Annotated in this window: 16 protein-coding genes; 6 read left to right on the top strand and 10 right to left on the bottom strand. The window is 39.6% G+C overall.

The window, feature by feature from the left end; all coding sequences use genetic code 11:
- Positions 1–228 precede the first annotated feature (228 nt).
- The gene (dacB, locus tag OOA_RS11290; RefSeq protein WP_008912277.1) at positions 229–1,677 is read left to right on the top strand and encodes a serine-type D-Ala-D-Ala carboxypeptidase; all 1,449 of its coding nucleotides are present in this window, start codon (positions 229–231) and stop codon (positions 1,675–1,677) included.
- 388 nt (positions 1,678–2,065) lie between these two features.
- On the opposite strand, the gene cgtA is transcribed toward dacB, so the two are convergent.
- The 3 genes from cgtA to rplU all read right to left on the bottom strand — a co-directional run bounded on the left by cgtA (position 2,066) and on the right by rplU (position 3,955).
- Positions 2,066–3,241, bottom strand: a complete 1,176-nt coding sequence (gene cgtA, locus OOA_RS11285) for an Obg family GTPase CgtA (protein ID WP_008912276.1) — start codon at positions 3,239–3,241, stop codon at positions 2,066–2,068.
- Positions 3,242–3,369: 128 nt separating this feature from the next.
- Positions 3,370–3,627 (bottom strand): 50S ribosomal protein L27, encoded by a 258-nt coding sequence (gene rpmA, locus OOA_RS11280; protein WP_008912275.1) that lies wholly within the window; start codon positions 3,625–3,627, stop codon positions 3,370–3,372.
- A gap of 19 nt (positions 3,628–3,646) precedes the next feature.
- The gene (gene rplU / locus OOA_RS11275) at positions 3,647–3,955 is read right to left on the bottom strand and encodes a 50S ribosomal protein L21 (RefSeq protein WP_004915752.1); all 309 of its coding nucleotides are present in this window, start codon (positions 3,953–3,955) and stop codon (positions 3,647–3,649) included.
- 347 nt (positions 3,956–4,302) lie between these two features.
- Here rplU and ispB point away from each other — a divergent pair, with 347 nt between their 5' ends.
- Positions 4,303–5,274 (top strand): octaprenyl diphosphate synthase, encoded by a 972-nt coding sequence (gene ispB / locus OOA_RS11270; RefSeq protein WP_008912274.1) that lies wholly within the window; start codon positions 4,303–4,305, stop codon positions 5,272–5,274.
- 828 nt (positions 5,275–6,102) lie between these two features.
- Here ispB and OOA_RS11265 read toward each other — a convergent pair.
- Complete coding sequence (locus OOA_RS11265) at positions 6,103–6,465, bottom strand: DNA-binding protein (protein WP_008912273.1); 363 nt, start codon at positions 6,463–6,465, stop codon at positions 6,103–6,105.
- Positions 6,466–6,586: 121 nt separating this feature from the next.
- Positions 6,587–6,943 (bottom strand): DNA-binding protein, encoded by a 357-nt coding sequence (locus tag OOA_RS11260; RefSeq protein WP_008912272.1) that lies wholly within the window; start codon positions 6,941–6,943, stop codon positions 6,587–6,589.
- Between the two features lie 513 nt (positions 6,944–7,456).
- Here OOA_RS11260 and OOA_RS11255 point away from each other — a divergent pair.
- Positions 7,457–7,729 (top strand): helix-turn-helix domain-containing protein, encoded by a 273-nt coding sequence (locus tag OOA_RS11255; protein WP_008912271.1) that lies wholly within the window; start codon positions 7,457–7,459, stop codon positions 7,727–7,729.
- A 116-nt stretch (positions 7,730–7,845) separates the two neighbouring features.
- On the opposite strand, the gene mdh is transcribed toward OOA_RS11255, so the two are convergent.
- Positions 7,846–8,784 (bottom strand): malate dehydrogenase, encoded by a 939-nt coding sequence (gene mdh / locus OOA_RS11250; RefSeq protein ID WP_008912270.1) that lies wholly within the window; start codon positions 8,782–8,784, stop codon positions 7,846–7,848.
- A 463-nt stretch (positions 8,785–9,247) separates the two neighbouring features.
- Here mdh and argR point away from each other — a divergent pair, with 463 nt between their 5' ends.
- Positions 9,248–9,718: a transcriptional regulator ArgR gene (gene argR / locus OOA_RS11245; RefSeq protein ID WP_008912269.1), complete on the top strand. Its 471-nt coding sequence runs from the start codon at positions 9,248–9,250 to the stop codon at positions 9,716–9,718.
- A gap of 146 nt (positions 9,719–9,864) precedes the next feature.
- Here the strand turns inward: argR and mpl are convergent, their stop codons facing one another.
- Positions 9,865–11,244: a UDP-N-acetylmuramate:L-alanyl-gamma-D-glutamyl-meso-diaminopimelate ligase gene (mpl, locus tag OOA_RS11240; RefSeq protein WP_008912268.1), complete on the bottom strand. Its 1,380-nt coding sequence runs from the start codon at positions 11,242–11,244 to the stop codon at positions 9,865–9,867.
- A gap of 1,029 nt (positions 11,245–12,273) precedes the next feature.
- Here mpl and fbp point away from each other — a divergent pair.
- Positions 12,274–13,281, top strand: a complete 1,008-nt coding sequence (gene fbp, locus OOA_RS11235) for a class 1 fructose-bisphosphatase (protein WP_008912267.1) — start codon at positions 12,274–12,276, stop codon at positions 13,279–13,281.
- 210 nt (positions 13,282–13,491) lie between these two features.
- Positions 13,492–14,022: an inorganic diphosphatase gene (gene ppa / locus OOA_RS11230; protein WP_008912266.1), complete on the top strand. Its 531-nt coding sequence runs from the start codon at positions 13,492–13,494 to the stop codon at positions 14,020–14,022.
- Between the two features lie 186 nt (positions 14,023–14,208).
- Here ppa and OOA_RS11225 read toward each other — a convergent pair whose 3' ends face one another.
- Genes OOA_RS11225 through tamA form a run of 3 tightly spaced genes read right to left on the bottom strand, consistent with a single transcriptional unit; the run spans position 14,209 to position 20,066 of the window.
- Entirely contained in the window at positions 14,209–14,553 is a 345-nt protein-coding gene (locus OOA_RS11225; RefSeq protein ID WP_008912265.1) for a gamma-glutamylcyclotransferase family protein, read from the bottom strand.
- Positions 14,554–14,556: 3 nt separating this feature from the next.
- A complete protein-coding gene (gene tamB / locus OOA_RS11220) occupies positions 14,557–18,327 on the bottom strand; it encodes an autotransporter assembly complex protein TamB (protein WP_008912264.1) in 3,771 nt (1,256 codons plus the stop codon).
- A complete protein-coding gene (tamA, locus tag OOA_RS11215) occupies positions 18,324–20,066 on the bottom strand; it encodes an autotransporter assembly complex protein TamA (protein WP_008912263.1) in 1,743 nt (580 codons plus the stop codon). Before tamA ends, tamB begins: the two co-directional genes overlap by 4 nt.
- Positions 20,067–20,109: the final 43 nt, after the last annotated feature.

Below are 20,109 nucleotides of genomic sequence, written 5' to 3'. Positions count from 1 at the left end.
CTTCCTGATTTCTGTATCAACAGCAAACTCAACACCTCGCAAAATTGCAGGCGTTTGAACAATACACAGGCTATGAATGTATCTTTAAAAACCATTCATACACTTATCATATCACAATTGTTAACCATTCTAACGCAGCTAACGTAGAGTTAATAGCCAGTCACCGTTTACTTTTTCTGGTATTACACTTTAGTATATACAGTATGTCTACCCTAATGCGTGAAATTTATGCCGTTATTAACACTCACCAGAAAATGGATCATCACTTTAGGAATTGCTTTAACTGCAGGACAAGCTCTTGCAATTCCCGTTGATGATTATAAGCAATATTTACCCGATGGTACTAACCTAGCTCTGGTTGCGCAGAAAGTTGGTAGCAATACTCCTATTATTGATTTTAATGCGCAACAAATGGCACTTCCAGCTAGTACACAAAAAGTCGTCACCGCACTAGCTGCGCTATTACAACTCGGTCCTGATTTCCGTTTTGTGACTAATTTTGAAACCAGCGCTAAATTGAATAATAATATCCTCGATGGTGATCTTGTGATTCGCTTTAGTGGTGACCCAACGCTGACACGTCAACAAATTCGTAATATGGTCAACGCACTAAAACAAATAGGTATCCACAAAGTAGAGGGTGACTTGATTGTTGATATATCAGCCTTCACAAGCCATGATAAAGCACCGGGTTGGGTATGGAATGATATGACACAATGCTTTAGTGCTCCACCTGCGGCAGCAATTATTGATAGAAATTGTTTTTCAGTATCACTCTACCCAGCAGAAAAAGCGGGCGACATGGCTTATATAAAAACTGCTAGTTTTTATCCAGTCAATATGTTTAGTGAAGTCAAAACAATTTCCAAAGGCTCCGCTGAAGGCCGTTATTGTGAACTGGATGTGGTTCCTGGAGAGCTAAATCGCTATACATTAACAGGTTGCTTAGCACAAAGAAGTGAACCTTTGCCACTCGCATTTGCCGTACAGAATGGCGCAAGTTACTCCGGTGCTATCGTCAAAAATGAACTCAAAATTGCAGGTATTGAAATTACTGGCCATGTGAAGAAAAGAACCCTTCCTACTACACAATCACAAATTCTCGTTAAAACAGAATCACAGCCATTGCATAACTTACTCAAGGTAATGCTGAAAAAATCAGACAACATGATTGCTGATACCGTATTTCGTACCATTGGGCGAGATTACTATGGTATGCCAGGGACATGGCGTTCGGGCTCCGATGCTGTCAGACAAGTCTTAAAACAAAAAGCTGGGATCGATTTGGGCAATACCGTCATGGTGGACGGGTCTGGCTTATCACGCCATAACTTAATCACTCCAGCCACGATGATGGAAATTTTACAATTCATCGCAAAAAATGATCAACAGCTTGATTTTATTTCAATGCTACCACTTGCCGGACATGATGGAACACTACGTTACCGCGGTGGTTTAGACGAAGCTGGCGTTAATGGTAAAGTGTCTGCAAAAACTGGCGCGCTGCAAGGTGTGTATAACCTCGCAGGTTTCATTACCACAGCTAGTGGTCAACGCGTAGCTTTTGTACAATTTATCTCAGCTTATGCAGTTCCTCAAAGCCAACAGCGCAGTCGACGCGTTCCACTAGTCCGTTTTGAGAGCCGATTATACAAAGATCTTTATCAGAAAAATTGATCATTGTACGACGCTCTAAATAAAAAGATCCCCAAAGATTGTTTATTCAACTATTGGGGATCACTTTCATTGATGCAGTTGCCTCTTTCCAGATAATTACCAAGACCGTCAGCTAAATTTGCAAAATTTAGAATGGCATAACCAATGGCAAAGAATATGGTAATCATTAAATTTATTAGCCGAGCAGCTTAGAGTATTTTGAACAAGAGTTTTTATTGGGTTAGTCTGTCAATATTGAGCTGATGTAAATACTGAAACAATCACTACAAATCAGTTACGGCATATCATCATGCCTTGCAGGTAAAAAGCAAAACGCCCGATGATATTCATCAGGCGTTTTCGAAATTTAAAGTGACAAACAAAATCAGTCACTTAATGTATACTTGGGTTATTTTTGATAGATGAATTCAACGCCTTCATCGTCATCTTCATCCCAATCATCATCCCAGTCATCATCAAAGTCTTCACCAGCTTCCAGTTGTTCTTTATGATAGTCATCCCACATAAATTCAACTTTCTCAGGTTGCTTTTCATCTTCGGTAACTGTCATATTACGTGGCTGAGTTTCCATGAACTCCATGATGTCCCAGCATAATGCCTTCACACCTTCATGGTTAACTGCAGAGATCATATAATATTTATCTTCCCAGCCCATAGCTTTTGCTATTTCAGCTGCACGCAGTGCAGATTCTTCTTGACCTAAAATATCCACTTTGTTGAAGACTAACCAACGTGGTTTTTCAGCCAGCTTTTCACTGTACTTCTCAAGCTCACCAACAATGATCTTCGCATTCTCAACGGGATCCGATTCATCGATAGGACAAATGTCGATCAGGTGCAACAGGACACGGCAACGTTCTAAGTGCTTAAGGAAACGGATCCCTAAGCCCGCACCTTCCGCTGCGCCTTCGATCAAACCGGGAATATCCGCAACCACAAAGCTTTTTTCGTTATCCATTCGTACCACACCTAAGCTAGGTACTAATGTTGTAAATGGATAATCCGCTACTTTTGGTTTTGCAGCAGATACAGAGCGGATAAAGGTGGATTTACCTGCATTAGGCATTCCCAACATACCTACATCTGCAAGTAGCATTAATTCAAGCATCAGCTCACGAGTTTCACCCGGTGTACCCATGGTACGCTGGCGTGGAGCACGATTAACTGATGATTTAAAACGTGTATTACCTAACCCGTGAAAACCGCCTTTAGCGACCATATGGCGCTGTTCATGACGAGTCATGTCACCAAGTACTTCTCCAGTGCCAAGATCGCGTACACGCGTTCCTACGGGTACTTTAACCGTGATATCTTGACCACGTTTACCCGTACACTCACGGCTTTGACCATTTTGTCCACGCTCGGCGCGGAAGGATTTCTCAAAACGATAATCGATCAGTGTGTTGAGGTTTTCGTCTGCCTGGAGGTAAACATCACCACCATCACCACCGTCGCCGCCGTCAGGTCCCCCTTTCGGAATATACTTTTCACGACGGAAGCTGACACAACCATTGCCACCATCTCCCGCCACAACCAATATTTTGGCTTCATCTACAAATTTCATTTTTTTTCTCCGTAAGATAGCCACTATAATGCTGGATGGCCGTATTACCCAGAGATGGCGTATTTGGAATATAAAAAGCCCCGCAAAAAGTTTTGCAGGGCTTTAACTCGAATTAAAAGTCAGAAAACTTATTCAGCTTCGATGCTGATAAATTTACGATTGCTAGGACCTTTAACTTCAAATTTAACTTTACCGTCCGCTAAAGCGTACAGAGTGTGGTCACGGCCACAACCTACGTTGCTACCTGCGTGGAACTTAGTACCACGTTGACGAACAATGATGCTACCTGCTAATACAGCTTCACCACCGAAACGTTTTACACCCAGACGTTTTGCTTCTGAATCACGACCGTTACGAGTCGAGCCGCCAGCCTTTTTGTGTGCCATTAATCTGCTCTCCTAAATCTTAAGCGATGCCAGTGATCTTAACATCAGTGAACCACTGACGGTGACCCTGTTGTTTACGGCTATGTTTACGACGACGGAATTTGACGATTTTGACTTTATCGCCACGACCGTGTGCAACCACTTCCGCTTTCACTTTCACGCCTTCAACGACAGGAGCGCCGATTTTGATATCATCGCCATTAGCAACCATCAGAACGTGATCAAATTCAACAGTTTCACCTGTTGCGATGTCCAGCTTTTCTAGGCGGACAGTTTGACCTTCGCTAACTCGGTGTTGTTTACCACCACTTTGGAAAACCGCGTACATATTAACTCCGCTTTCCGCGTACTCGCTAAATAATTCAATTCCAGAGCACGCTATAAAATATTCACAATAGGGCGCGAATTCTACGCAAAAAAGCACCAGAACACAAGCCAATAATGCAGTCGGATTACAAAAAATACGACTTTTTTATTAGGCACTCACTTCGATTGTTGATTTCCCCTGAATAGCTCGAATTGTTACTTATTTAAACATTTTTTGCATGACAACTGATTATCTTAGAAATATTAATGTTATGCTTACAAGATAACTGTTCTATTGCCACCACCTTTTTTATGATTAGATTTTATAATTAGGTGATAGCTGAAATCTTATAATATGAATAAATTACGATGAATTTAGAATCTATTGTTGAACTGACCAGCGGGGATATGTCAGCGGTAAACGAAGCGATCCTCAGTCAATTGAATTCAGACGTTGCGCTAATTAACCAGCTCGGCTATTACATTGTTAGCGGAGGCGGAAAAAGGATCCGTCCGATGATCGCCATACTTGCAGGTCGATCTCTTGGTTATTCTGGACATAAACATATCCAAGTTGCAGCACTGATTGAGTTTATCCATACCGCAACTTTGTTACATGATGATGTTGTTGATGAATCAGACATGAGACGCGGAAAACAAACTGCAAACGCTGTTTTTGGTAATGCTGCTAGTGTCCTCGTCGGTGACTTCATTTATACTCGATCCTTTCAAATGATGACTGATCTTGACTCAATGCGAGTACTAAAACTTATGTCTGAAGCGACAAATGTCATCGCTGAAGGTGAAGTTTTGCAGTTAATGAACTGTAATGATCCTAGCATTACTGAAAAAAGCTATATGCAAGTGATCTACAGTAAAACAGCTCGCTTATTTGAAGCAGCTGCACATGCATCTGCAATTTTAGCCGCTGCAACACCTGAGCAAGAACGAGCCTTACAGGATTATGGTCGTTATCTGGGAACTGCATTTCAACTTATAGATGACTTGCTAGATTATGATGCGGACAATACTCAGTTAGGTAAAAATACAGGCGATGACCTTGATGAAGGAAAACCAACATTACCACTTCTGCATGCGATGAATCATGGCACAGAAGAGGAGTCAGCGTTAATCCGCCAAGCGATCGAACAAGGCAATGGCCGCCATTTGCTAGAAACCGTTCTTGCAACAATGAAACGTTGTGGTTCGCTTGAATACACCTATGCTCGTGCTCAGGAAGAATCACAAAAAGCAATTAATGCTTTGGGCACTCTTGATGAGTCTGTATACAAAGAAGCTTTAATTGGCCTTGCTCAGATAGCAATCTCGCGCCATTCATAGTTAATCTGGCAAGTACTAATTTAAACAAATTCTTTTCAGACTTATAACGCTCGGTAAACTTTATCGAGCGTTATATATTTTAGTTACGCTTCTAATAATTAGAAGTCAATTTCTTTGACTATCAGTAACAATTACGTTGTACAGTGTATTTACGATAAGGTATGAAAATTAGGGGATTGGTCAATATATCGTATTTTTTTGTTTCTATAAAAAATCTGAAGATGTTGAATCTGAAAGCTAAATAGTGATAATTTCGCCAATACAATGAAGTTCTATTCATGCAAAGGATTTACCGCCATTTATGTATTTACTCCAGTATTTAACGTACGCACCAACCTGTGATAACTTCTTTTACTCGCATATCCTTTGATATTGTTCATCATTCAGAAAATTCAAATATAGTTATGAATAAACTATAAGCTCATGCAAAAATGTATGCAGCTAATATTTTTATTATTGATAACATTGCCACATTTGCATAACTCTATTATCAATTCATAGATATTTGAGCTCTATCACACTAAATGGCTTTTTGATAATATGCTATTTTTTATGATATTAGCTTAGTCACTTGATTAATATTAAATCTTCACAAATGAAAAAACCAACTATAGCAATAATAGGTCACTTATATATTTAATTTATTTTCAGGCTTCAACTCTTTCAGAGTTTTATGCTAATCCTCAAACTGTACAAACTGCGATAAACGTCATTGTTCAGAAAGTCATCACGCTGCGTATACTCAACATATAGAATATATCGAATTTATCATTAAAATATGCCATATATTATTCAGGACGGATCAACCATATCAATAAGGGAATGTGACTACTCTTCCCCTTTCTCCTCTTCTTTTATTCGAGCTAACAACGATGACAAACCATAACGTAAAATATATTTCACTATATCACTACGTTCATTCTCAGTTAGCTGGTAGTAAGCTTCGACCCAAATTTGTAGAGTATCCGTTCTTTGGCTTTGATAGGCAGCTGAAGGCTCACAAAGATTTAATTGGCTTTGTATTTCTATAGGTAAGCTATCTAGCGAGTATTCTACTGCTTTGCCTTGAACACCTCGCTTACGACGATTTTGCCATCCTTCTCTTCTTGCCATCAGATTTATGCCCTGTGGAGAAGTCGGTAAGCCTTCTAAACCCGCTAATTCTTTTGCAGTAAACCACATTTTTTCCATATTATCTCTTTCGAACTTATATTATGAAATCTGCTGTTGAGGCTATATTCAGCCGTTATAAACAAAAAATAAACTTAACGTAGTTATTCATATTGTTCATTAATAACCTTAAATCTATTTATTAGGTTAATTGCTTATTATTTATTAAACTAACTAGTGCTATTACACCTTCACGCATAATAAATGCCAATATGAGGTCACGCTCTTCACTTGAAAGTTGATTGTAAATTTCTTGCCAAATAAGTGAGTTATCATTCTGTTTTGCTTGATATGGTGCTGATATTTCGTAAACAGAAAAAGATTCAAATAAACCTTCAGGTAAACTATTAATATGATATTCCAGTGCTTTTCCTTGAATACCTCGCCGTTTACGGCAAACCCAATTTTCACGCCGGGCCATCGCATTTATACCTTGAGTTGTCATTGGAAGTCCTTGTAAACCGGCTAACTCTTTTGCTGTGAGCCATTCTTTGTGCATCCCTGCCCCCTTTTAACCACGGTTATAAATTTAATTATAGTTGCTGAAAATTCCGTTTATTTTCCAAAAAATCATTAACCTTGTGTAATTAATGTTTATTATTGCTTAGTATATAAATCACACATGTAATCTTTATTTTAATTTCTATTAATAACAATAGATTGAGTAATTTATTAGTGATGAATTCTCTTTTTTATTTTATAACCGTTATATATTACTGGTATCTATAAGCTTCGTCGTTAATATGTAATTTTTAATCATAACTATAATTAGTTAGTTTTTATTTTCAACATCTTATGGTATCTCACAAATATATATGCCAACTTTTTCTTATATTTCACAAAAATAATACTCATTTCATAAAATTGAATTTTTAGAAAAAATTAGAAATATTTTTGGAAAATTTCTGTTATTTTATTTCCAATAACGGGACTATTGTAGTGAATGTATCACAATCTCCTGTTACATGTACCATTAACTCTACATGATTCTGAGTAAAAAAAGGATTAAAAAATGATTTTACGGAAATCGGATTGGCATCCTGCAGACATTATTGCGGCTTTACGTAAACGAGGCACAACATTAGCAGCAATATCACGAAATGCAGGCTTAAGCTCATCAACATTGGCTAATGCACTATCTCGTCCTTGGCCAAAAGGTGAATGGATCATTGCTAATTTTCTGGGGATCCATCCATCGGAAATATGGCCAAGTCGCTATTTTAATCCAATTACAGGTGAATTATTGGAGAGGAAAGTTAGAGAAAAAACACAAACCATAAGCTGAATGCAGATAAAAAAACTGCACCTTAATTAGTTGGTATCCAACTTTTAGGGTGCAGTATAATTTAAATCAACGTTTTTTTGATATAAAGAATATCGTGATGAAATAATAGATGGCAATTAGCCATTAATGAATTTTTCACCCAATTCGATATCTTTTTTCAGTACTTCTAACATTTCTTTAAGTGCTTTTTGTTCGAAGTCACTCAGCTTGCCGTAAGAAATATGTTCTTCAATACCATTTTTACCTAAACGAACTGGCTGAGCAAAGAAGCGTGCGTGCTCGCCATCACCTTCTGTGTAAACGCATTCGATAACATTTTCTTCACCTTGCAAACCACGAATTAGTGATAAACCAAGACGTGCTGCGGCTTGCCCCATAGACAATGTTGCAGATCCGCCACCCGCTTTTGCTTCCACAACTTCAGTACCCGCATTTTGGATACGTTTAGTCAGAGCCGCGATTTCTTCATCGGTGAAACTAACGCCTGGAATTTGAGACAGTAATGGCAGAATCGTCACACCAGAGTGACCACCGATAACAGGTACTTCGATTTCGTGAGTTTTCTTGCCTTTCAGTTCTGCAACGAAAGTATTAGAACGAATAATATCCAGAGTCGTTACACCAAATAAACGGTTTTTGTCATAAACGCCTGCTTTTTTCAATACTTCTGCAGCAATTGCCACCGTTGTATTAACTGGGTTAGTGATGATACCGATCAGCGCTTTAGGGCAAGTTACCGCTATTTGTTGAGTCAGGTTACGCACGATACCTGCGTTGACATTGAACAAGTCTGAACGATCCATACCTGGCTTACGTGCAACACCCGCTGAGATCAGGACAACATCAGCACCTTTGAGTGCTGGCGTTGCATCTTCACCAGAAAAGCCAACAACTTTCACATCAGTAGGGATATGGCTAAGGTCTGCGGCAACACCCGGAGTCACTGGTGCAATATCATATAGAGAGAGTTCTGAACCTGCTGGGAGCTGATTTTTGAGAAGAAGGGCAAGAGCCTGACCGATACCACCTGCTGCGCCTAGAACTGCAACTTTCATTCTGAAACTCCTTTATTTGTACTTAAAAAGTATATGAATTCATCTTATTATGGATTAAACATATTACTGATAAAAAACAATTCATTAACAGATGTTAAACTGTTTTAACGCAAAATAATCTACGCATTGACTTTGCCCATTCTAAACAAAATCCTTATCTGTTAATGAGATAAGGGACACTTTTTTAAAAAATAGTTATCATCACTAATAAATTGCATTAGATTTCTATGCGGTACGCTGAATTAACGCATTTAAAATAGGTAGGATATTAAAATGACACCTGTTTTTATTCAGCAAAGCTTTCACATCTATTTAGCAAAAATAGCATATCCAACTTATTTGAGATTAAATTAAATCGATTAATTTTAATCATAAGCAATACCATTAGCGCCCAATTTTGTTGCATAAAAATTCACATTTACGGATAATACCACCAAATTTACGGCTAAAGAATGGGTTAATTATGCGCACACCGTCTAAACAAGAAGACTTGGTTAAGGCTTTTAAAGCCCTACTTAAAGAAGAAAAATTTAGCTCTCAGGCTGAGATTGTCATTGCACTTCAAGAGCAAGGCTTTGAAAATATCAATCAATCAAAAATCTCCAGAATGCTTACCAAATTTGGTGCTGTTCGCACACGTAATGCAAAAATGGAAATGGTTTACTGCTTACCAACCGAACCGGGTGTGCCAACTGCCACCAGCCCATTAAAGAATCTCGTGCTAGATATTGATTACAACCATTCTGTTGTAGTTATTAGAACTAGCCCCGGCGCTGCACAATTGATCGCTCGCTTGTTAGATTCACTGGGTAAAGCTGAAGGTATTTTAGGCAGCATAGCAGGTGACGATACTATATTCTCCACCCCAGCGAATAACTTCACAACAGAAGAGCTCTATGAAGCCATTCTGGTACTATTTGATCAAGAATTGTAATACATTAAGTTGACGAAATAAGTTATTTCTCTGCCTTTTACTTCTTCTTAGCATCCTCTTCCTTGATAGCTTTTTATCATGATGATAAAAAAGAAAAAGGCAGCTTTTCGCTGCCTCATCTTCGTAATAATAATCTAATATAATAATTACTCTTCGCTATGTACTTCCGCTTTCTTTTTAAGCCCTTCAAGTAACTTATTGTGTACATTACCAAAGCCGCCATTGCTCATAACGAGAATGTGATCACCCGGTTGAGCTGTTTCAATAACCATATTGGTCAAAGCTTCGATATCAGCACTCCATCGTGCTGGCTGAACACATTTTTCTGCAATATCTGTCACCATCCAAGGAATATTGGCAGGTTGGAAAAGGAACACTTCATCAGCACGCCCCAATGCAGGAGCTATATCATTCTTACTGATCCCCATTTTCATGGTGTTTGATCGTGGTTCTAATACAGCAATAATACGTGAAGTACCCCCAACTTTACTACGTAGTGCTTCTAACGTCGCTAAAATAGCCGTAGGGTGATGAGCAAAGTCATCATAAACACTTACCCCGTATTCAACACCACGTAATTCTAAACGGCGACGTGCATTAATAAATTTATCGAGTGCAAGACACGCTTCTTTAGGAGGAACTCCAACATGATGAGCTGCTGCGATCGCCATCAGTCCATTATGAATATTATGGTTACCAACTTGAGACCAACTGACTTCACCTACTTTTTGTTGTTGATAGATAACCTCGTAGTGGCTGCCATCATGATTCAATTTGTTAGCTTGCCACTCGCCATGCCCTCCAACAAATTCTTGTTCGCTCCAGCATCCCATGCTAATAACTTGTTTAAGATTCGAATCATTATCAGGCATGATAATTTTACCGCTACCAGGGACGATACGAACTAAATGATGGAATTGTTTTTGAATAGCGCCAAGGTCGTCAAAAATATCAGCATGATCAAATTCGAGATTATTGAGTATCAAAGTATTAGGACTGTAATGCACGAATTTTGAGCGCTTATCAAAAAATGCACAATCATATTCATCTGCTTCGATAACAAAGAATGGGCTTTCTCCCAATTGAGCTGACACGTCAAAATTTCCCGGTACACCACCAATTAAAAAACCCGGTTTATAACCACAATCGTCTAAAATCCACGCCAGCATACCTGCGGTAGTGGTCTTTCCGTGTGTCCCAGCAACCGCAAGGACCCAACGCTCAGGTAAAACATGATCATGCAACCATTGAGGACCTGATGTATAAGTGAGACCTTTTTCCAGTACTGCTTCTACACAAGGGTTACCACGAGTCATCGCATTACCGATAACGACCATATCTGGAGCCGGTTCTAGTTGGCTAGGGTCATAGCCCTGGATCAATTCAATGCCTTGTTTCTCAAGTAATGTACTCATCGGAGGGTATACATTTGCATCGGAACCAGTGACTTTATGCCCCAGTGAACGAGCCAATATTGCGAGACTTCCCATAAACGTACCGCAAATACCCAAAATATGTATATGCATTATTTTTCATCCAATAGCATGAGGTTTGTCACTATTCTACCCATCAACTGCAGGTTTATATACACAAAATAATTGAAGTTACCTGTAGGCTGCAACTCTCATTATCCCAATAAATACATGATTGAGAGAATTGAACATAATAAACAATGCTGTAATGCATGAAGAATATGACCAATAATTTCGTGCTGCTGCGATTCGGTAAAATACGATGATACCGAGTCGTCTACACAAGTATAGAACGTGAATAACAAAATATGGATAACAATCTGCGATACAAAGCATTGAGGTTTATTAAAAATAATTCAGACTATTCAATAGCAAATTGAGTTATGCCGAAAAATAAACTTAATTCTAGGGGTTGTTGACCTTCGATGAATGATTTTTATTCGAATTAAAAAGTTTTTTGAATAAAACGAATGATTTACTGTCTAGTAGATTAGATAAAAATGGTTCAACACTGGAATAAATCACTTTGAATCGAACCTGAAAGGCGCGTTTACTTTACTGTTTAAGTTTGTGGTGATTATTTTTTAATCACATTAATACATAACATAATGGTGTTACTGTTATCTTGAACATTTAATGCAGTAATAATCATTAGTAAAGGTCAACAACCTCTAAAGTTTAGATAACAAAAGATCGCTAATAATACAGCCATAAAGAGCGAAGCTTGAAGGGAATAACCAAAGTAATTTATATTGAATTATTGGCAAAATTAGCATACTCCTAGGCGTTTACATAAGAATGTGATTTATGTAACAAAATGCTATCAACAACCTTCTAACACTAGCTTTTAGCGCTAAATGCTAAGGTAAGAATCCGCATAATTTAATCTAAAATCAGATAGAAAATAGCGTGATTTTAAGGGGCATACATAAGTGTGTGACTTGAATAACAGAACGTAACCAATAACGCTGTAACTCAGTATAAACGCTGCATTACGAACTATAAAGCCTATAGATAAACTGCACGCGCAAGGGTACAATCCCCCCCTGTAAACCTCTGTCAATTATATTCAGGACCTTCGTCATGAAAACATTAGGCGAATTCATCGTCGATAAGCAACAAGATTTTCCTCATGCAACAGGAGAGCTGACTGCATTATTATCAGCTATCAAACTGGGCGCTAAAATTATCCATCGTGATATTAACAAAGCTGGACTTGTAGACATCCTTGGCACTAGCGGTGTTTCGAATGTACAAGGTGAAGTCCAGATGAAGCTTGACCTGTATGCAAATGAAAAACTGAAAGCGGCTTTAAAAGCACGTGGGGAAGTTGCAGGAATTGCCTCTGAAGAAGAAGATGATATCGTCATTTTCGAAGGCGACCGTGCTGAAAATGCAAAATATGTCGTTTTAATGGATCCATTGGATGGTTCTTCAAATATCGATGTAAACGTTTCCGTTGGGACTATCTTCTCAATTTACCGCCGTATTACACCAATTGGTCAACCTGTGACTGAAGCTGATTTCTTACAGCCAGGTCATCGCCAAGTTGCCGCAGGTTATGTAGTTTATGGTTCATCAACCATGTTGGTTTATACCACGGGTTGTGGCGTCCATGCATTTACCTATGACCCATCACTTGGCGTATTTTGTCTGTCTCACGAAAAAGTGATGTACCCAGCAGAAGGCAAAATGTATTCGATTAACGAAGGTAACTACATCAAATTCCCAATGGGTGTTAAGAAATACATTAAATATTGCCAAGAACAAGATGAGGCTACAGGTCGCCCATATACGACACGCTATATCGGCTCACTGGTCGCAGATTTCCATCGTAACTTGCTTAAAGGTGGGATTTATATCTATCCAAGTACAGCAAGCCACTCAAATGGTAAATTGCGTCTACTGTACGAATGTAATCCTATCGCCTTCCTTGCTGAGCAAGCAGGTGGTAAAGCGAGTGATGGCACTAACCGTATTTTAGATATCATTCCAAGTGAACTTCACCAACGCGCACCATTTTTTGTTGGTACGAAGTCAATGGTTGAAAAAGCAGAATCATTCATGCGTGAATATCCAGACACTGAATAACCTTATTCGCTGAGTCAAGGCGGGCTATTCCCGCCTTTTTTGTTACCTATCGACAGCTTTTTTTTACGAATCCCCTGCCAACTAGTGAGTTTTATCCCTCTTTACGGCTATAATACCCACCACGTTATGTACCAAAAATAATTTGAGTTGCTTCCATGCGGCTTGATATATCATGGGCATATTGGTTTTTAACATAAAGGATACTTTTTCATGGGCCTGAACAATGTACCGGCAGGTAAAGATCTGCCTGAAGATATCTACGTTATTATTGAAATTCCTGCTAATGCAGACCCTATCAAATACGAAGTCGATAAAGACTCTGGTGCTTTATTTGTAGACCGTTTTATGTCTACTGCTATGTTCTATCCATGTAACTATGGTTACATCAATAATACACTATCTTTAGATGGTGACCCAGTTGATGTATTAGTACCAACACCTTACCCATTACAGCCAGGTTCAGTTATCCGCTGTCGTCCAGTTGGCGTACTGAAAATGAGTGATGAATCAGGTGAAGATGCAAAATTAGTTGCTGTACCACACACTAAACTGAGCAAAGAGTACGACCACATTAAAGATGTGAACGATCTGCCAGAATTACTGCGTGCACAAATTACCCATTTCTTTGAACATTACAAAGATTTAGAAAAAGGTAAGTGGGTTAAAGTTGATGGTTGGGAAGGTGTTGAAGCGGCTAAAGCTGAAATCGTCTCTTCTTTCGAACGCGCTGCAAAAAAATAATTTATCCATAATGGGATAATTAAAATTAAGGGTTCTGGTAGCAATACCAGAACCCTTTTTTATTGATACTGTTTGCTAAACATCAGTGATAGTCTGAGCTATAACTATAGCAAAGTGGATACCCTAAATAATTCGCGTTACAGCTAGGCGAAAACACAACGCTGCGGCGTGAAGTATGGCGGGTATCTATTCTTCGTGGCGCTTCAGCCAGTCACCACTTGTGATCTGACGCAAACCTTCAACGGAATGCCGATAAAGATAAATCCAGGCGTTACCATATGGCGTAGGGATTAATTCCCGAACATAATCCTGTGAGTTTTTCTTTAGCTCGTCCAGTTCAGTCAAAATGGACGGGTTGATGCGATAAACTTCACACTCAACCACTCCGTCTCCTTTGACGACCGCGGGATAATACCCGAGGTCGTAAATATCATAACCTTCTAATTTATACTCACCTAATAATTGAGCATAAGTCATCCAATGATGATTCCCTTGCTTGCGCCTTAAACTGCCATAAACAATTACACGCATATTTTAAAACTCAAATTGGTAAAGGAGATCTAGAGCCTGGTTCACACCAGACACTGCTTCCAAATATAATTTAGGCATTAATCGATAACGTAATGTCAACGTTGCCAATGAATCAAAGATACCAACGCCATACTTAACTTGTAGATCATTGGTAATTTTTCCACTCACCACGACTTGGGATTTATCACCGACCCCTTGCGTATCGAGTGCCAAATCAGAGACTCCAAATGTTTCGCCTATCTTACCGACCAACTGCCCACTTTGAGCAACCCCGAGTCCAATTAGCATTGATGTCATTTGTGAGCCATTAGCATCTCCGCTCTCTAATCCTTCACCACGTAATAGGTAGGATAATGCTTCTTGCTGTGTTTTGGCTGGCTCTGAGAATATCTCGACTTTCGGCCTATCTGCAAGTCCCGTTACTTTAACACCAGCAATTACATTATTTGCTGTGTTATCAGGATTACGAATTGCCTCTAAGTTTAAGAATGGCTGATCTGCAGGACCAGAGAACTGAATTTGCCCTTTGCGAACAATTAGGTCTTGCCCATAAGCACGGAAGCGCCCTGACGGAATATCAATTTGCCCATTCAGACTCAAGCCATGTTTACTTTGTAACACTTTTAGCATACCCGTCAAACGTGCTTTCAGACCAAATGCGTCTAATGTCACATCATCACCAATTTTAATATCAAGATTTGTTTGAATTGGAATTGGTGTACTCTTTTTATCAATAGGCTTAAGATCACTATCTAACATTACAACATCAGAAGAACTACCAACAGCCGATTCAGGAAGCTCATGAACAGTAATTCTAGCCCAAGGGATCGTGACACTGCCATTTAATGTTAACAGAGTAGGAGAGGCTTCAAATACAATATCAGGTTGAACATCAATTTTAATCATTGGTGGCAATGAAACTCGTAGGTTGTTACCCACAGCCATCACTTTTGCGCGCCAAGCATCAATGTTACGCCAATCCGCATCACCATTAATATTCAGATAGCCTTCAGGAGTATTAATTTGCCCACTCATGACTGAGCTTGTGCCATTAAAGACAATCCCTAATTGACCACTTTTAATGTCAAATGGGATCAATGAAGATTTAATCTCTAGCCCAGAGATCCCTAAATTACCATTTAATAATGGGTTGTTTGCCGTTCCACCTAATTTCAAGTTAGCATTTAAATTTCCATTAGCGACCTCTTTATCGCCTAATAACGGTTTAATTAATGCTAATGTGATGGCATCAATTTCAACATTACCAGAAAGCTGACGTCTCTTCTCAAGGTCAGCAATTTCAATATTTCCTTTCAGCTGACCATTATTGGCAATTTTAAATAACCAATTCAGATTAGCTTTACCATTTTTTAATGCAGCATTGAGGGTTAATGTTTCAAATTCCAGAGGCAATCGCGTTCCATCAACAAGTTGAACTGCTTTAACGCCGTTACCTTTTAGATCAAGCTTAGCTTGAGGCAAGCTACCATCATCTTTCCAGACCACGTTAGCACTACCACTAAAGATACCGTTAACACGTGTTTCGTCGGTTAAGAATGGCTTCAACATAGCGAGGTCAAAACGTTCTAACACAATATCCGCACTACCACTTTTACCCGCTTTAATCGATTTAGGGACACAAAGACGCGCATTCGTGTTTACCCAGCAATGTGTTCCGATAGTGACTTCTTGCGTTTGATTAGCATAATCAAGTGATATTGCCTTGCTGAGTTGCCATTCACCAACAGGTGTTTCAAACAAGGTATTACTCAGACTTCCTTTCCACGCTTCTGTTTCTCTATCAAAACCACCAGCTAATGTTAAATGACCTGAAACTGGTTCACCTTTTACATTCAATTTTAAGGTATGTTGTTTTTCGCTGCCCTTTGCATCTAATGTTAGGTTGCTTATTACTAAATCGGCTTGTTTTAGTTGGCTTATCACAACAGATAAGTCACCTTTAATTTGCTCACCAGAAGCGATATTACCTTTGATAACAACATTGTCGATAGACAAGTCTTGCTGCCATTTCACACCACGTGCTGTTAAATCAGCCGTTACTTCTGGTGCTTCTAAATCACCACGTAGTTTGATATCACCAATGATCACACCACCTAAACCGGGTAGAACACCATTAAGACCAGGTGCATTTATTTTGGCATCTAAATTCCATTTATCAGCAAGATTACCTTTAACATCAAGGTTGTTTTTACCCAGTGAAAGTTTTAGCTCTGGAATATCCCACTGACCCGCAGCATTTCCTGATGCTTGGCCGCGTGCTTTCAAAATATTATTTTTGACATTACCGTCGAGGGTGATTTCTGGGATCTGTATCTGCCAACTACCGCCATACAAACTGCCTCTCGTGGCAATTTTACCTTCGACTTTGGCTGGCCATTCCGGCCATTGTTTCACTGTGTTAATCCCTGACAATGTCAATACCGCATTCCAGCTAATGGCTTTGCTCCAATCAGCCACACCGGTAATATCTGCATTTCCTTGCAACGCCGCTAAACGCAAGCGAGTGATATTGATTTGTTCTTCATTACCTTTTGCATCTAGCATCAAGGTTGATGGTGGTACTTCTTGACCTGTAATCGCTGAACGAAGTGACAAATCATAAGCGGAGGGACGCCCATTTAGGCGTAAACGAGTACCGTCAAGTTGATACTGAGCCTCACCGACTAGTGGCCAAGTCAGTTTTTGACTCTCAAGTGTTAGTTGTATTGGTAAATCTGCTTGGCCAAGGTCAGTTTGTGCATCGAGTGTCGCATTAATAGGGCCACTCAAGTTAAGTGCTAATTTCAACTCGTCAAGTAAGCCACCTTTAAGTGACAAATCAATCTTTTGGCCATCAAGATCTTCAAGGTGGCTTTCACCAGTAACTGATAGGGATACTGGCCACTTATCTTTTAATGTTGCAGTACCCGATAAAGCAATATTCCCTTGCGGCGCATCAACTTTAAACTGCTTAAGTAGAATTTGCTGTCCATCATTCGATAGGCTCAGATTCAAACTATTGATAACCGCTTCTGTGCTGCCTGTTAGCTGTATGTTTGAACCATTTATCCCTTCAATATTTAAATCCACAGGTAAAATGATTTCAGGCAATTCTGCCAGCAACGGTTTAGCAAACAACTCTTTTAATGTTTCGCCAATCGATTTTTCTTCACCGACAGTAACTTCGGCGGCGGGTTCTTCTGGCTGCTTTTCTGTTGTCGCGGGAAGATTAATGGCTAAGTCGGTAATATCGGTTGGAGAAATAGTTAATGCTTTTTTCTGCCAATGAACACCCGTCTTAAATTTGGCTAAATCAATAGCTGTACCATCAACATTCACCTTGGTTGATGTCAGCAGCAACTGATTTAAGCTAATTTTTAATGGTGCATTAAGTTCAGTTAATGGTTCAGAAGGCGGTGTTTCTTCTGAAGGTGGCAACTTAGAAGTATCAATGATCACTACAACGTTCTCGGTTGAGAGGTCATCGATACACAATTCACGGTCCGTCAGACATTTCAAACGCAAAGCAAGGTGAAGTTTTTGAGCATCTACATCAACACCCGGCATTTGATATTTCACACCGGATAAAGTTAGATTATCCATGCCACCATCAATCGATCGGATCTCTAATCCAGGCACAAAACGGGTCGCACTATTAAGTGCAAAATGTAGACCTGATTGTGTGCCAAGTACCCAACCTAATGCAGCAAATATTAAGACCAAAATTAATAAAACGGCGAGACTTATCCATTTAAACCACTTCATCCATCTCATAACTCAGTCCCCAAACCGATATAAAATTGAATCTTATTGTTGCTAGCGTCCCCTATAGGGGTGGCGAGATCAAATTTGATTGGCCCTACAGGTGAAACCCAGCGAATACCAACACCAGCTCCCGTTTTAAAATCACTGTTTTTGATATCATTAACAGCTTCGCCGCTATCAATAAACGTAGCTCCCCACCAGTTACCAGTGAAGTTATAATTATATTCAATAGAACCAACGGCGAGTTTTGATGCCCCCGTTAGCTTTCCTCTACTGTCTTCTGGTGAAATTTTTTGATAGCCATAACCACGTACACTACCATCTCCCCCAGCGAAAAAACGTAAGTCTGGCGGCACTTTATCAAACCGATTCGTGTCTATCCAACCGAGGTTACCACGTAAAATAAAGCGGTGGCCTTCCCACGGTGTTCTGATCCAAACGTGCTTAGTTTGTAGAACCAGAAAATCAATATCCGAACCCCAAATTTTATTTGAATAATCAACAGAGTAGCGTTGACTATCGCCCCATGTAGGCATCACACCACCACGCTGGCGAATTCGGCTAACATTTGCTCCTGGATACAGTAACATCGTTGTATTGGTCACATCTGCCTGTGTAAAGTGGCTGAGCATCCAACGCATATTGACACCATACTGCCAACCACTCGAGTAATCCCAATTACGTGACACATTCAATGTTGTGGTATCGGATTCAGTATCATTTAAATCAGTACGTTTATATCCGCCTTGAACAGCATAATATTGTTCAAGTGGGTTAGCTTTGAGAGGGATTTTGTAACTAGCGTCAATAATTTGTTCTGGTTGAGAAAGGCTAATACTGGAGGTGAAACTTTGCCCTCGTGAATTTACCCATGGCTTATTCCATGTTGTTTTAACACGAGGACCAACATCGGTTGCATAACCACCACCAAGTTCAATAAAGTTTTGTGCGCGAGGGATCATCACCCCTTCCATTGGCAATAAATCAGTATGTTCTTCTCGTGCTTTTTCAATATTTGGTGTCACAATGGCAGAGGTAAACCAACCCGTTTCAACTAATCGACGGTTAAATTCAGCAAGTTGCTCTGACGTGTAATATTCTCCGTCTTTAAAGGGAGCAAGATTATTGAGGTAATCCGAGCGGATTTGGGATCCTTGGTAGGAAATCGAGCCAAAACGAAAGCGTTCACCGCTATTGAAATCGAAATCCCAGTAGGCTGCATGGTGATCTAACGAAATCCCCAGCTGACTTTTTTCCATCACGGCATCAAAATAGCCTTTTCGAATAGCAAGGCTACTAAATTTTCCCTTAAAACTTTCATACTCGCTATCATTCTGGATGCTACCGATCTTCGGGGTATTATTTTTAATCATTTTTGCATAGTCAGGATCATTTTTGGCTCCCCCTTCTAATACAACATTCACCCCTTGTATTAAGATTTTATCACCCGGTATCACTTTCGCTGTCAATATAGAACGTGCAGGTGGTATATTTTCTTGATAACTAAATTCAATCTTAGGTTGATAATAGCCGAGCGGCTTCAAACCTTCCTCGATGGCTTTAGTAACTCGCGCACGAAAGCGACCATTAGCCACCACTTCATCTTGAGAAATGTTGGAAAGTTGAACGCGGACGTTCTGATTGAGTTGTCCTTCAAGCCCTTCAATATTAAGGCGAAGATTTGCACCGTATGCCACGGGCATAGCCGCCGTTAAGCAGAGAAAACAGATGATAGGGAATTTTGACACACCCACTCCTAAGATCATTGATAGTTTGACTAAGCACTTCATA

Source organism: Providencia burhodogranariea DSM 19968 (genome assembly GCF_000314855.2).
Classification (GTDB): Bacteria; Pseudomonadota; Gammaproteobacteria; order Enterobacterales; family Enterobacteriaceae; genus Providencia; species Providencia burhodogranariea.
Note: the sequence above shows the minus strand (reverse complement) of the source record. Positions and strands in the feature narration are given on the sequence as shown.

Bases quoted from the DNA above. Each gene is read 5' to 3' on its own strand.
- cgtA (WP_008912276.1), bottom strand. From the start codon at position 3,241: ATGAAATTTGTAGATGAAGCCAAAATATTGGTTGTGGCGGGAGATGGT.
- OOA_RS11260 (WP_008912272.1), bottom strand. From the start codon at position 6,943: ATGCACAAAGAATGGCTCACAGCAAAAGAGTTAGCCGGTTTACAAGGA.
- ispB (WP_008912274.1), top strand. From the start codon at position 4,303: ATGAATTTAGAATCTATTGTTGAACTGACCAGCGGGGATATGTCAGCG.
- ppa (WP_008912266.1), top strand. From the start codon at position 13,492: ATGGGCCTGAACAATGTACCGGCAGGTAAAGATCTGCCTGAAGATATC.
- mdh (WP_008912270.1), bottom strand. From the start codon at position 8,784: ATGAAAGTTGCAGTTCTAGGCGCAGCAGGTGGTATCGGTCAGGCTCTT.
- argR (WP_008912269.1), top strand. From the start codon at position 9,248: ATGCGCACACCGTCTAAACAAGAAGACTTGGTTAAGGCTTTTAAAGCC.
- rpmA (WP_008912275.1), bottom strand. From the start codon at position 3,627: ATGGCACACAAAAAGGCTGGCGGCTCGACTCGTAACGGTCGTGATTCA.
- rplU (WP_004915752.1), bottom strand. From the start codon at position 3,955: ATGTACGCGGTTTTCCAAAGTGGTGGTAAACAACACCGAGTTAGCGAA.
- OOA_RS11225 (WP_008912265.1), bottom strand. From the start codon at position 14,553: ATGCGTGTAATTGTTTATGGCAGTTTAAGGCGCAAGCAAGGGAATCAT.
- mpl (WP_008912268.1), bottom strand. From the start codon at position 11,244: ATGCATATACATATTTTGGGTATTTGCGGTACGTTTATGGGAAGTCTC.
- OOA_RS11255 (WP_008912271.1), top strand. From the start codon at position 7,457: ATGATTTTACGGAAATCGGATTGGCATCCTGCAGACATTATTGCGGCT.
- dacB (WP_008912277.1), top strand. From the start codon at position 229: ATGCCGTTATTAACACTCACCAGAAAATGGATCATCACTTTAGGAATT.
- tamB (WP_008912264.1), bottom strand. From the start codon at position 18,327: ATGAGATGGATGAAGTGGTTTAAATGGATAAGTCTCGCCGTTTTATTA.
- OOA_RS11265 (WP_008912273.1), bottom strand. From the start codon at position 6,465: ATGGAAAAAATGTGGTTTACTGCAAAAGAATTAGCGGGTTTAGAAGGC.
- fbp (WP_008912267.1), top strand. From the start codon at position 12,274: ATGAAAACATTAGGCGAATTCATCGTCGATAAGCAACAAGATTTTCCT.